Genomic DNA, 14,394 nt, shown 5'->3' with positions numbered 1-14,394 from the left:
TGGAGTTTTGTGGCGCTCCTTTCACAAGAAGCGCTATTGAACAACGCCGTGTAGAGTTTTTAAGGTATTTTATGGAAAGCTCAGCTACTCCTGCATCCCGTCAATTTCCTCAAGACAGCCAAATCTGGGATAGCCTCAAACAAGCGATCGCCACTAGTTCAGGATTTCAGCGTTGGCAGATGGAACATCGAGCCGGCGAGCAATCTCAGGATTATAGCCTGGATAACCGGGTGCGGCGGTATCTGAGGGAAACTTTAGAAACTTTAGCTTATTAGAACAAACCCGATTTAGGGAGCATTGTCTCACAATCGGGGCAGTGGCGGCAGACGTCCGATTAGCTTGCTAATGTTCTGTATAACCTCAGCAAGCCGTTCGCCCTCGACATGAACTTCGGGCGTTGGGTAGTTTTGCAATGTCTCAATTAAAGTAATATTGCCATCCGGCAAAGCAGAACTCACCAAAGCTCCTCGCAAAGACTCCCGGTTGGCCCGATTGGAGGGGGTATGAACCACCTGACTGACTTGATCGAGCATCCCGTCTCCTACTGGAGTTTTGAGGACTTGATACAGGAAAGTCGGGTTAACTTTAACCTCTTGCGTCAGAGTGCGCCGCAACTCGGCCGGTTCTTTTTTGGCAAGCTTGAGATAAGCTCGCAGCGTTCTAGAAAGTTCTCCCGTCTTAACAAACGTTGTGAGTTCAGGTACCGATACTCTCTCTCGCAAAAAACGGTATTTCAGCACTACCCATTGAGCCGCTTCTGCGCGATCGCTCCAGAAACCAACACTAAGGAGCACTACAAACCCAATAATCCAACCCCGTAAACAAAAGAAATAGTTGCTTTTGTTTTTTTTTGGCACATTTCACCTCCGCTATTGCTAATCATCTCATTTGTCCGCTCTTCTGGGCTATGACATCTTTTGACTCAGCATCAGTATCAGGATAGAAACGGCTATCAGAGTCAAATTGTACTACCCAATTTAAATTTTTTTGTGATCCCCTTTTCGTAGTCCGCATTTCGCATTCTTAGCACCTCCTAAGGCAGCACAACTGCTACAGGCTCGTGAGGAAAATGCGATCGCACTCCAACTTTACAACTTCTGGCTGGTTAAACTACCCATTAGACGCTGTGGAGCAAGTTGGTCTAATCCCTCCGAACTTAACAAATTTTCCCACTCAGCCGTGATCGCAGAATCATTCGGATGCAAGCGGCGTTTCTCAGCCAGAGTGGCCAATCTGTCGTACCACAGATTATTCTGACCATCACGAGAGACTCGTTGAACCCATCCATCCACATAAATATCCCCACTCCCTAATTGTGGACAAGTGATTTGAAAGTACCAATGATAGTTTTTTCCCACCACGAGGGGAGGCAAAGTTTTGTCATCAGGAAGGCGAAGATTGAAAATACCAGAGGTGCGAGAAATTGGAAAAGTTTTCTCATAAACCTGAGTGTCATCTTCCTTAAGAAGAGTAAACTTCACAGCGGTTGCAGAGGTCTGAGGAATATAGAAAAAGAATTTCGGATAGGCGGCAACCGTGAATCCCAGATTCGTTGTTGGAGTCAATGCCGTCAGTGGCAGGTTGGGTATATTAGCCCCACAACCCCGTCCAGCCGCAGGTTCTCTCCTTCCGGGTAGCGGTCGTCGTTCATCCTTTAAACGCTGCGTTAACAAAGCAGGAGATTGGCTGCTCCCAAATTGCCCTTGAACTTGTAAATTTGAGGGTTGGGCAATGACTTGTAGGGGCACCACAGACAGAAACAGACCGACAAAAAAGGCGATGCAGAACGAGATAAGAGTGGTGCGAGACTTTGTCCAAAACATAATAGGTTACCTCTGAACACCGATGAAGTGATTTTCAAGCGTTACGACCCAGCACCCGGTAAACATCAACCTTGTGCTGTTTTCCCTTCAATTGCAGTGCACCCCAAGCTTCTACCTGAAACTCATCCTGGAGATAAACCAGAGTTTCGTGGGCAATCAAAATTCGACAGTCACTCGGTTGATTGTCTTTCTTACAACTTTCCAAACGAGCGGCAATATTGACACTGTCCCCAATCACCCCATATTCCAAGCGCTCTTTGCCGCCTAAACTTCCTACCATGACAGGACCGGTGTAAATTCCAACCCGCATCTGAACCAACGGCAAACCTCGATAGCGCCAATTCCGGTTGAGTTCTTGCAATCGATCATCCATCGCCAGCGCACAAGCTACAGCACGTCGAGCATCTTCTGCCACAACTGCCTCGGTTGTAGCGGGTACAGGCACCCCAAACACCGCTAACAAACCATCGCCCGTGAACTTGTTGATAATCCCACGGTAGTTTTGCACTTCCCGCACCATGATGGGCAAGTATTCATTCAACCAAGCCATCACCTCTTCTGGCGGCATTTTTTCCGAGATGGTGCTGAATCCTTTGATGTCAGTAAGTAATATCGTCGCGATCACGCGTTGACCGGGCAGAAGACCCGAATCCAGTAAGCGATCATGCTCATTCCAAAGCGCTTGGGCAATTTCCGGTGAAGTTTGCTGTCCTAAGAGCTTCATCACCATCTGTTCTTGGCGTTGGAAAAGTTGCCGTTGGTAAGCCTCCACCGCCAAACCCGTGACAATTAATCCGATCGTCGGTGCCGCTAAGGGTATCCATGCCGACTGCATCAACAGCGATAGGGTAAAACCAAACAACACACACAGACAGCCTAGACCACTCAACCCTAGGATTAGCAGATTGTGAACTCGTGCCACCAAAACGCCACCCACCAATGACCAGGCAAGAATCCACAAGAGTTCTGCCCGTTCAGACCAATACCAAAACAGGGGACGATGATCCAAAACGGCACTCAAAATTTGGCTCACCATCTGGGAGTGAACCAGAACCCCTGCCATCCGAGGAATAGCTTTTTCCCTGGCGCTGTAGGGGGTAGAGAACAAATCTTTTGCCGTTGGAGCGGTTGCGCCAATGAGTACAATCTTGCCTTTCACCCAGCTTGGATCAATCTGCCCGTTCAACACCTGTGTAAAGCTAACGCCGCGTGCGACATTTCGAGCGGAACGGTAATTCAACAGAATTTGATAGCCACCATCATCAATGGTTTGATAACCACCCGAATTTAAGGCCAACCAGTTAAATACCGTTGTACCTAACTGAAGTTCCTCAGTTTGGGTGAATTGAGGCTTAATCCCTTTGTGTTTGAGATAAGCGAGGGCGACACGTAGGGAAAACGAGTAGAGGGTCGTTTTCTCATCGATGGGAGCGATCATAAAATTGCGACGAATCACGCTATCGGGGTCAATCACAACATCACTGAAACCCACGCGTTCCTGAGATACTCCGGGTGGGGGGATGACCGCTTCGGCTTCGGTGTTGCCAATATTGGCGATCGCAATCACCTTGGGACTTCGGAATCGAGTCATCAACTCAGCCTGACCTGTCCCTTGCGGTACATTGCGAGCCAAATCCACACCGATGACAATGGGCTGATGCCGCTCCAATTCTCCCAAGACCTTGGCTAAAAGTCCGTCGGAGATAGGATATTGATTCAGAGCTTGGATATCTCGCTCTGTAATCTCCACCACCAGCAAGCGCGGATCGGGGCCTTCATCCGGGCGAAGGCGAACCATGAGATCGAAAGCCGCTAATTCCAAAGGCTGTAGCCAGCCTAACTGCCGCACTCCCAGGAACAAGCCAAACGCCGCAAGGCTGGTGATGACTAAGTCAAGATTCTTTGACGTAACGTTCTTTTTCCAAAAACTATTGAAAACCTGAACAAATCGAGAAATTAAACAATTATTTTTATGATTCATTTCAGTTGCACCAATCTGGGTAAACGCGGCTCGTTTATACCAATTTTTGATTTTGCTATAGCCAAAGGCAGAAGGCAGAAGGTAGAGGGCAGAAGGGAAAAGATTAATTGGTCAAGGTTTCAGGATTTGGATAAATCCAAATCGCCTTTACGACTGCTATAGCGCATCGGAATTCATTAGTTTCAATTCTTGGAAATCAATAGTTTCAGTTATTAAAAACAAATAAAATAAGTCCCATTTTTTGAGATATTAAAAGAAATTTTTGAGAACTTTTAATTGGGGGAATAAACACACTGTTTATGCAGAAAATAGCAGAACTCCGGATTTTTGACTCAGATATTTTTACAATCCGGATGCTCTTCTATAAAATTCAACCTGGCAAAGAGGCGGCGCTGGAATTTCCTAGCGCTAAAACGGCATCCTTGCACTTACCAAGGATTGCCAATCAGTGTAAATGCCGCCCAAAATTTGGGATGGGACAGCGTTTGATTCCCCAGCTTTGCCAGTTCTGGCGGTAAAGGGAGTGTCTGACTCGGAGTAATTAATTGACCATCTTCCAGCTTCACTTCTCCCTTGAGCATGGCTACCTGTGCCCGTCGCAATGCCTCTGACTTAATCGGGGCTTGTTGTAGTTGCTCATAAAACTCCGTCATCAGTGCCATTGTTCCTTCATCGCTGATAAAAGATAAACTTGCCAGGGCTGACTTAACGCCAGCTTGGACGGCTAAGCCAGCGAAACCCAACTCCACCTCTTCATTGCCCTGTGCCGTTTTACAAGCACTCAACACTAACAACTCCACTGCTGGATCATTCCAGCCCAATTGCCGGAGTTGGTTCAGGCCCAGCTTCGTGTCCGATAACTGGATATAGGAGTTGCTCGGTTCTCCCGGCTGAAAGAAGGCATGGGTGGCAAGATGGACAATGCCAAACGGTTTTTGGCGGCGTTGCGCCTTCAAATTAGTCAGCGTAAATTCTTGATTGAGGAAGGATTGACCTTTCCATAAGGATGTAATTTGAGACAACTCTACAGGGACAGCGGGTAAAGGAGCTTGGTTGCTAAATTTTGACGCTCCCATGGCTAGCACTTGGCTATCTTTGATGTCTTTGTAGCGGCTATCCGTTAAGCCGAGACTCGGCATCAAGCTAACGCTATATTTTTCTACCAGAAAGCCTTGACCATCATGAAGCGCGCTCATGGGGATGGAACGTAGCCCTGAATCCATAATGAACACAAGGTTCTGGATGTCAAGAGCTTTTAAATCGGCCTCTAGCGGAGCGACCAACCACTGGTACATGTTTTGGGCAGGAGGGAGGTACTCCGAAGAACGACTAGTGATGTCGGTGAGTTCACTGCGTAATTGCTCCGCCACCTTAAGCACTGAGGAGCGTGTTGTCCCAGGCACCCGCTTACGAATGGGTTTGCCCTCTGGAGTGACGAGGATTAATTCTAACAGGTCACTATCTTGGCGTTGTCTATCCAATTCCTGGAGATCGAGTCCCCCATTAGGGGAGGATTGAGCATTCCCAGTTGCCTTGGAGGCTAAGGTTGAGGGAACGAAGACTGCATAGATAATGGCTGGCTTAACACGCGTCGCACTTTCGATACGACGTAGACTATTTTGAGCATCTGCCAAGGTAATGCTTTTTGTCTGACCCAGGCTGAGATATTTTTTAAATTCATTGGTGAATAGCTGATCGACAGTCGCCACAGAGTCATTCAGCTCAACAGCCAATGGCGGTGGTGGTGCTGACGTGAGTAAGGGGGGTGATGCATAAGGTAGTGTCGGTTGGGAGGAAGGTGGTGTCGAGGGTTGCGGCGAGGGTTGTGTCGGAGGGGTTGGGGGGTCTACAGTCGGAGGAGTTGGAGGGGGTGATGGAACACTAATAATGTTAATGTTGACGCCATTGCTGTAAGTGTAAGGCAAGGATTGGAAGGGTAAGATTGACGGGCCGCCAGTACTTACAATCGCACCCCCTGTACCGTTCTTGCTAGCATCTCCAACATTAAAAGGAATGACTCCCTGACCTCCATGACGAAGGGTGATGGCACCGCCTCCAGCCCCGCCAACGCTACAAATACTGGTGTTGAGACAACTGCCGTTGGTGAAAATTCCAGTCGCTCGGAAAAATTGCTCGGTGGTGATATCAATATTGCCGCCTATACCGCCGACACCACCTTGGGCGTTAATGGAGGTGACTTGGATATCACCAGGGGGATCGAGGAGGACATTGCCTCCATTACCTTGGCTCGAACTGGTGTCGATCTCACCTGTGGTAATGCTCTCACCGGATTGAACGGTAAGGCTTCCACCCCCTGCCGCGCCGGAAGCGTTCAAATCTCCACTGATTACGGCTCCTTGATTGGTGAGTGAAATATCGCCACCCCTGCCAGAAGTTGAGCTGGAATTGAGGTTAGACGTGGTCAACTTGCCATTATTGGCAGTGAGGGCGATCGCTCCTCCATTCCCATTGCTTGAACTAGAGTTAATATTTCCTGTGGTGTTATCTCCGCCTGACTGAACGGTAATGTTTCCGCCACCTGTCGCGCCGGAAGCGTTCAAGTCTCCACTAATAATGGCTCCTGGATTGGTGAGTGAAATATCGCCCCCCCTACCTGAAGTCGAGCTGGAGTTCAGGTTAGACAGGATTAGCTGAGCATTATTGGCAGTAAGAGCGATCGCTCCTCCATTGCCATTCGTATTGCTGGAGTCTAGGAGGGCGGTGTTCAGGCTTGTTCCCGTTAGGGTAATCGCTCCTCCAGCCGTCGTAAGGTTGCCCGCAAGCGTGATCGCTCCCGTACTAGTGAAGTTGATATTCCCGCCTAAAGTGGACAAAGCCGAGTTCACATTAATCTGACTGGGAGCTGTTACATCCCCAATCACAATGTCACCTCCCCTAGGCAAGGTGGTGGAAATCGCTCCGTTGAGGTTGACAATGTCAGACGTATTGATTTTGAACAAGGGATTAATCCCTGAGCCAGAATTGGCACTCAAGCTCACAGCACCGGTGGTAATCGCCTGATTCGCGGTAAGGAAGATGTTGCTTCCCGCTAAGGTGCCACCCGTGGTGTCGATCATGCCTGAACTGCGTATGGTGATATCACCGGTTCCAGAGGAACTCAACTTAGTACCGTTACGCAGCTGCACGTCCGTCCCAACCAGTTCCAAGCTACCGTTATCAGCACTTAAGTTAACTCCATCGAGGATAATTTCCCCTGTGCCATTCGGAGTATTGAGCTTGATATTTCCGCCACTGGCACTTTCAAACTTCGCACCCGTCAGTTGGATATCATTACTGGTAAGCCTGATTTCTCCAGTCTCGGAACTCAGTCGGGCACCGTTGAGATTGATGCTGGTTGTCGGCGTCGTTAACGGGTTGCTGCTACCACCGAGGATGATATCGCCCCCTTTGGACTCAATCAGAGCGTTGTTATTGATGGTAATTGCCTCTGCGCCGAGGGTAATATCACCGCCATTGGAATTGATAGGAGCACCGAGGATAGCGATTGCTTCTGCGTTGAGGCTGATATCGCCGCCTTTGGAGTCAATGAGAGCGTTGTTGCTGATGTTGATGGCCCCTGCGCCGAGGGTAATATCACCACCATTGGAGTTGATGGCAGCACCCTGGATAGCGATCGCTCCTGCACTATTCCCACCTTGACCCGCGCTAAGATTAACATCCAGCCTTCCCGCCCCAGTGGCGGCTAAAGTTGAACCCGAATTGAGAATAATATTGTTATTTGCTAATAAATTTAGTTCTCGGTTCGCCGCACCCGCGTAGGTAATATTGGCACCGGAATTAATAGTGATATTGTTATCGGCAAGCAGTGTCAGAGAGAAACCATTCTCCCAATTGATGGGATTATTAACGGTAATATTTCCCGCCCCACCCCCATCCGATGCCGTGGAAACGGTGACATTGCCAAACATGAGTTGATTGACGAGGGTGGCGGTACTGATATTAGAGGGAGGATTATCAGTATCGCCGATAGTGATATCCGTAGGGTCTAACAGCAACGTCCCCGCTGCACCCGCCGGTGCTAACAAGTCAGCCAGACCTTTAAATTCTAGGGATTGCTTCCCGGAAACCTCAGCAAATCCCCCATTCCCAGAGTTTAATCCGCCGCGAGCGCTGATTTTGCCGAGGAATCGATTGGACTTATCCGCCCAGGCAATCACTTGTCCACCCTTACCCTGAGAGAGTGCATCAGCCTTGATATTCGTATCCGCACTGACAAATGTGTCAGAGGCATTGGGTATTTTTCCCTTACCCTGATAATCGCCGCCAATTCTGACATTACCGCCACCATCGGTACCAGAGGCGTCTAGATTGGCGCTGAGAAGTTTAACTTGGTCGCCCAAAACATTAATATTGCCACCCACTCCCCCTTGGTTGGGGGGGGTGGATACATCCAGCGTGCCAGAGGCGATTGTTGTACCTGCCTCCGAGGGAATTTTTACCGCAGAAGCGGTTAATTCAACCTGACCATTAGCCTTAACCGCCAATCCCGTCGCCTGACTGCCCCCCTCACCGGTGAGTAATTCTGGCAGTGATAAGACTGGAATTGTCCAACCTCCAGCTTGAGTTCCAGCCTCGATTGGCTCAACCTCCAAACTCAAGAGATTCCCCGGTTGGCTGATACGTACCAATTTTTGACCCGGTACCGCCGCCATCGTAATCGTCCCCTGAGGTGCTGCCAACTGCCCGGTATTCACCACCGTGCCACCTAATAGGGTAAGATTCTGGCCATTGGGAACCGCTAACTGTCCGGCATTAACAATAACTCCCGGTTGAGATGGGTTGTTAAAAGCAAATGTATTGGGGGCACCCACTAAGGCCGCATAATTATTGTTACCTGTAGCATTAAACCAACCGTTGTTAAACCCAATCCCTGTAGCCGTAGTCGCGGTGAAGGAAGCGGGGACATTCAGACGGGCATCCGCACCAAAAATCATACCTGCTGGATTCATCAGGTAAAGATTGGAGTTCCCACCTGTCACTTGAATCAATCCATTAATAATCGAGGCATCTCCACCCGTAACCCGCCCCAAAATGTTTTGAATGGTTGGATTAGAAAGAAAATTGGCTGTCTCGCCAGAATTGAGACCCAATTTTTGAAAGCTGTGAAATAGGTTCGCCCCATCTCCGGAAAGTGTGCCGCCGCTAATATCAAGCTGGTTCCCATTCGGCGTCACTATTGTTCCGGTCGTTTGATCAGAAACAATGGGCTGAGCCAAAGTGGGTGTGATGCCAATAAATCCCGTTAGCAGCAGGGTGGTTAACACGGTGCTTTTGAGTGAAAGAGATGCTTGCATAAATGGGAGATTCTCAGTTGCGGTACTTCTATCCAGTTGTTGAGATACACCCAGGTCAAGCAGAGAAACAAACTGATTTTTTCAGTTGCAATATTCTCAATGTGATTCGCTCATGAGCGGTAGTATTAAGCACCTTCAATGTACAAATTCAGCGGATGGTTATTCAATCTTTTCCATCCACCTTGGTGAGTTGTATCCCCCTTAGGGTATAGTTCCTGAAAATCATATCTGGCCGGAACAAAAAAATAGTTCCAGCCGAGAGACAGGGGATAAACTTGAATCCATCAATTTTAAATGTTGCCTATTTTGACCGAGTTCAGTTGTTTTTAGGGAAACATTTAACAGAGAAGAAATAATTTTCCAAGAGGATTAAATGGGGATAGGAGAGGTTTTGTTAACTAGAATACTAATTGTTAACTCTAATACTAACTCTTATACAACAAGACGGATGTGGTTCCGGAAAAATTTAAGCGGTGAGGCAGCCTAAGAACTAACGTCAGCGTCAGCGAACATTCATGCTGACACAGCTCTATCAGAACAGCGCAAAGCTTCTTATCAGTCAATCAACTGGGTTGATTGAGACTATTCAGGGGCAGTCGCGACGCCCCCTAATCCTGCGGTCAAGGCATGACTGTTCGCTATAGTCTTGTTAACAAAAATCTATACTAAAGAGAGTAGGCAATTCGTGATACAAAAACATGGTTCGCGATCCCAGAATAATGAAGGCGGTTGAGCAGATGGGCTACCGCGTTACGGTTGGGGACGTTGCTGCTCAGGTAGGATTAAATATCAATTTGGCAGAGCAAGGATTACTGGCTCTCGCTTCTGAGGCGGGTGGACATTTACAAGTCGCCGAATCGGGCGAGATTGCCTATCTATTTCCCCAAAACTTTCGTGCCATTCTCCGCAACAAGTTCCTGCGTGTCCGGTTACAGGAATGGTGGCAGAAAATTTGGCGTGTTTTATTCTATCTGATTCGGATTTCTTTTGGGGTTATCCTCATTCTTTCCATTGTTCTGATCTTTGTGGCGATCGCCGTTATCCTGATCGCCATCAGTGCTAGTAACAGCGATAACGATTCAGGGGGTGGCGATAGCCGTCATTCCAGTGGCGGTGGCATTTTCTTTATGCCTAACTTCTGGCTGTGGTCGGATGTCTGGTGGTTCTTCAGTCCAGGTTATGATCCCTATGAGCGACGCCATCGGCGGCAACGAAAATCCTCTCGCTCTTCTTCAGGCAGTGAGATGAGTTTTCTGGAGTCCATCTTCTCGTTTTTATTTGGGGATGGTAATCCAAATGCCGATTTAGAAGATCGCCGCTGGCAAGAAATGGGTACGGTCATTCGCAACTCCGGCGGTGCCGTCGCAGCAGAACAGATCGCCCCGTATCTCGACGATATCCCAGAAGGGTACAAGCGCGAATCCGAAGACTATATGCTACCCGTACTCACCCGATTCAATGGGCGTCCTGAAGTGAGTCCAGATGGGGACATCGTTTATCACTTCCCCGATTTGCAGACAACCGCTTCATCCTGGCAACCGCAGCCTGTAGCCACCTACCTTCAGGAGAAGCTGTGGCGCTTTAGTCGAGCCAGTAGTGGGCAAAATATGCTGGCCATTGGGCTAGGTGGGATTAATGTCGTCGGTGCCTTGATGTTGGGTTCTCTGTTGAGAGATGGCCAAATCGCCGCACAAATCGGGGGATTGATTGCCTTCGTCCAGTCCATTTACTGGCTCTTACTGGGTTATGGCATCGGTTTTTTAGCCATTCCGCTAATTCGTTATTTTTGGGTTCAATGGCAAAACAGCCAGGTGGAAGCACGCAATCACAAACGGCAGCAGCAATCCCTCATCCTGGCTCAATCCAATGCCACCTTACAGAGGAAAATCGGTTATGCCCAGCAGTTTGCGGCTCAAAATGTGATTAAACATGAGGACTTAGCTTACACCAGCGAAACAGACTTGCTCGATCAACAGCTTGAGCGGAAAGAACAAATTGATGCTGAATGGCAGCGACGCTTAGATTCAGGTTCCTGAGCTGAAGGGATATCCCTCATTCTGCACCCAGTGATCAGGGATTCACAGATTGGTTTGAGCGATCGCCGATGGAACCGTTCCCATCAACTAGCGTCACTCTCCTACTGAAGTTGGGAAAGAATCGCATTGGGGTAATAATGACTCAAAATCTGTTGGTAGTTGACACCCTGATTGGCTAAATTGCGTGCGCCCCACTGGCTCATACCCAAGCCGTGACCATAACCGCGACCACTAATTTCAAACCTTTCACCCGTTTGATTCACAACAAAAAGTGTACTTCTCAAGCCCAAGGCGCTGCGTAAATCGGTGCCACTGACACGCCGCGTGCCGCGATCACCTTCGACAACCATGGTTACAATGCGCCCTTGTGGCGTTGTGCGCTCTGGAGTCATTGACTTAACATTGCCTACCCCAGAAATTTTGCCGCTGAGTTCACGGCGAGAAAAGCTTTTTTTCCACTCGTAAACCGGTGCTCCCTGGTCATAATCAGCCACACCCCGGAGGTAGGGGATGAAGGGGCTTTTCCAGATATCTTCCACATTTTCTGTATGTCCGCCAGATGCTGCGTGGAAGGCCGCAAGAATCACTTGACCGTCGTAAGTCATCACCTGTCCGGCGGTGGCCTGAACGGCTGTCTGAGTATTGGGAGACTCAGTCTCTAGCCCTTTGTAAACTTGCCAGGATGTGGTATCACCGACATCATAGACATTATTCCCCCCCGTAGCGCGCTTATAGAGGGCATAAGAACGAGCCGCAACGGCTTGCGCCTTTAAGGCTTCTAGCGGCCAACTGGCACTCATTTCAGCACCGAGGACACTGTAGAGATATTGCTCTAAATCCACATGATTGACCGCCGTCAGCCCTTTAGGGGTCGGAACCAGTTGGGTACGTCCCCGATACCAGCGTTTGCCAATCCAAACATAACCATCACCCGTTGGTTCAATCCACAGCAATGGCGATCGCCACTGAGCTAAAGCGATTCTACCTCCCCCAGCTTGGGCTTTGTAGCCGTTCAGAGCCGTTAGTTCCCCGACTTCCTGACCTGCCGCATCTCGGACAATCGCCTTAGTCGAACTCCCGACTTGCACCTGGCTAACACCATCTTCAATCGCCACTCGCAGTTCTAGAGCTTGAACTGGAGCCACTAAAATCATCCAGAATGACAAAGAGAGCCACCAGCGACGCCCACCCAGCAAACCAATTGGCTGGAACACAGATAAAACAGAGACGGATAAACGTCTAAAGACCATCTTTAAAACTTCCTCTCGCGATAACTATTCTCGTTTTCAGGATTCAGGGTACTCTCACTCAAGACATAGGGTAGATTGAAGGGTTCCCAAGGCTTGAGGAAAAATCTCCCATGGATGGGTCTTCGGATTCCGTTGAAAGTCCCCATTTTCTCTGTCCAGAGTCATACTCCTATGGTTCTATTTCTTCGCCTACATTTAGCATGTTTCCTGATGATAGCGAAGCGCTGCTGCTTGCAGCAGATCACCTAGTCAGCAACTGCCATTTCTCTTTTAATCCGCCATAGGAAATCTGTGTTCCTGAAAATGCTCAGGGACTGGAGCTTGTGTACCATAGGGATGAGATGTAATTTCCTGGATGGGAGTGGGGTAGAAAGGTCAGCCTGTGCAAATTACTTTTTTAGGAACAAGCTCTGGAGTCCCGACACGTTCGCGGAATGTGTCTAGCGTCGCACTACGTCTACCCCAACGTGCAGAAGTCTGGCTGTTTGACTGTGGCGAAGGGACTCAGCATCAATTGTTACGCAGTGACCTCAAAAGCAGCCAGATTAGCCGTATTTTCATCACCCACATGCACGGTGACCATATCTATGGCTTAATGGGGCTTTTGGCAAGCTGTGGTTTGGCTGGCAGTACTGAGCGGATTGATATGTATGGGCCGGCGGATTTAGACGACTACCTGCGCGCGAGTAAACGCTATTCTCAGACGAACTTTTCCTACCCAGTTCAACTTCATGCCGTACAACCTGGAGTCATCTACGAAGATGAGGAATTTATTGTCAGTTGCCGGATGCTCAAGCATCGGGTTCCAGCTTTCGGCTACCGGGTGGAGGAAAAAGACCGGCCAGGGCGCTTTGACGTAGAAAAAGCCAAGGCCCTGGGAATACCTGCTGGCCCGCTCTATGGCCTGCTCAAGCGAGGGGAAACCGTGACTCTGCCCGATGGTCGCCAAATTAACGGTTCTGAGCTGTGTGGAGAACTTGAAATGGGTCGTAAAGTGGTTTATTGCACGGATACGGTCTACTGTGACAACGCCGTAGAATTGGCCAAGGATGCGGATGTTTTAATTCACGAAGCGACATTTGCCCACAAAGATGCTCAGTTAGCCTTTGAACGTTTGCATTCTACCTCAACGATGGCTGCACAAGTGGCTCATTTGGCTGGGGTCAAGCAGCTCATTATGACTCATTTCAGTCCCCGTTATGCTCCGGGAAATGCGCTCGGGTTGGATAACTTACTAGAGGAGGCACGGGCAATTTTTCCCAAGACTAAGTTAGCTTATGATTTCTTTAGCTATGAGGTGCCTCGGCGTCTCCCCAAGGAAATAATCAAGACGAAAGCCTAGTTCGAGTGTAGAAAGGCACAAACATAAGTCAACTACCTCACGTCGTAGTTGGAGCTATACAAACTATCCAAAAGCTCAAATCGAAGGCTTTAGTTACTGTTGGCTTGGTTTAAGCGATCGCGAATCTCACTGAGACACCCTTAACCCCTACCCGTGCTGCGAGGCATCGGTAATTCGGGTGTCGGATGAGTCGATAAATCGTCCTGTAACTCTCCCTCATGCTTAGCGTGGTTTAAGCGATCGCGAATCTGACTCAGGCGTGTCTGACTACTGACCGGTTCTCGCGGAGCAGGTATTTCTGTATTCGGCCAAGTCGGTAGATCGTTGCAGGGGCAAAGTTCTGGCGGTAGCCCGATGTTGATTATGGGCACAGGCATTTCACAACGAACACAGGGTTCTATCACCCACTTGGACATCAGCAGTTCGGCAATGGTTTGATCGGTACCGTCTAGGTAGCAATCTCCACTTTCTGGGGAGAGAATTAATTGCCAAATTCTTTCAAAATCATCGCTGTAGCGATCGCCGGCTATCACCGATTGTGGTAGCACGGCTGAGTCACCATTGCCAATCAAAACTTTTTTGCCTAACTGAAACCAATAGGCCAGATAGCGTTTTACTTGTTGTTCAGATGCCATGAATGGTATTGT

The 14,394-nt window shown here is 48.9% G+C and carries 9 protein-coding genes; 3 read left to right on the top strand and 6 right to left on the bottom strand.

Translation table 11 applies throughout. The features are described from left to right. The first annotated feature begins 71 nt into the window (after positions 1-71). Positions 72-275: a hypothetical protein gene (locus NDI48_08025; protein ID MEP0831154.1), complete on the top strand. Its 204-nt coding sequence runs from the start codon at positions 72-74 to the stop codon at positions 273-275. A 27-nt stretch (positions 276-302) separates the two neighbouring features. Here the strand turns inward: NDI48_08025 and NDI48_08020 are convergent, their stop codons facing one another. From NDI48_08020 to NDI48_08005, 4 genes are all read right to left on the bottom strand, one after another. Continuing rightward, complete coding sequence (locus NDI48_08020) at positions 303-857, bottom strand: alpha/beta hydrolase (protein ID MEP0831153.1); 555 nt, start codon at positions 855-857, stop codon at positions 303-305. A gap of 231 nt (positions 858-1,088) precedes the next feature. After that, positions 1,089-1,823, bottom strand: coding sequence for a DUF928 domain-containing protein (locus NDI48_08015; protein MEP0831152.1), 735 nt, complete (start codon positions 1,821-1,823; stop codon positions 1,089-1,091). Positions 1,824-1,857: 34 nt separating this feature from the next. Continuing rightward, a complete protein-coding gene (locus NDI48_08010) occupies positions 1,858-3,804 on the bottom strand; it encodes an adenylate/guanylate cyclase domain-containing protein (GenBank protein MEP0831151.1) in 1,947 nt (648 codons plus the stop codon). 428 nt (positions 3,805-4,232) lie between these two features. Then, positions 4,233-9,119: a CHAT domain-containing protein gene (locus NDI48_08005; protein ID MEP0831150.1), complete on the bottom strand. Its 4,887-nt coding sequence runs from the start codon at positions 9,117-9,119 to the stop codon at positions 4,233-4,235. Between the two features lie 698 nt (positions 9,120-9,817). Between NDI48_08005 and NDI48_08000 the strand changes: the two genes are divergently transcribed. Then, entirely contained in the window at positions 9,818-11,155 is a 1,338-nt protein-coding gene (locus NDI48_08000; protein MEP0831149.1) for a hypothetical protein, read from the top strand. A gap of 101 nt (positions 11,156-11,256) precedes the next feature. Here the strand turns inward: NDI48_08000 and NDI48_07995 are convergent, their stop codons facing one another. After that, complete coding sequence (locus tag NDI48_07995) at positions 11,257-12,405, bottom strand: SpoIID/LytB domain-containing protein (protein MEP0831148.1); 1,149 nt, start codon at positions 12,403-12,405, stop codon at positions 11,257-11,259. Positions 12,406-12,787: 382 nt separating this feature from the next. On the opposite strand from NDI48_07995, the gene NDI48_07990 reads away from it, so the two are divergent. Next, complete coding sequence (locus NDI48_07990) at positions 12,788-13,747, top strand: ribonuclease Z (GenBank protein MEP0831147.1); 960 nt, start codon at positions 12,788-12,790, stop codon at positions 13,745-13,747. A 140-nt stretch (positions 13,748-13,887) separates the two neighbouring features. Here NDI48_07990 and NDI48_07985 read toward each other — a convergent pair whose 3' ends face one another. Beyond that, the gene (locus NDI48_07985) at positions 13,888-14,382 is read right to left on the bottom strand and encodes a hypothetical protein (protein MEP0831146.1); all 495 of its coding nucleotides are present in this window, start codon (positions 14,380-14,382) and stop codon (positions 13,888-13,890) included. Positions 14,383-14,394: the final 12 nt, after the last annotated feature.

The organism is Microcoleus sp. AS-A8 (assembly GCA_039962225.1).
In the GTDB taxonomy this organism is placed as follows: Bacteria; Cyanobacteriota; Cyanobacteriia; order Cyanobacteriales; family Coleofasciculaceae; genus Allocoleopsis.
Note: the sequence above shows the minus strand (reverse complement) of the source record. Positions and strands in the feature narration are given on the sequence as shown.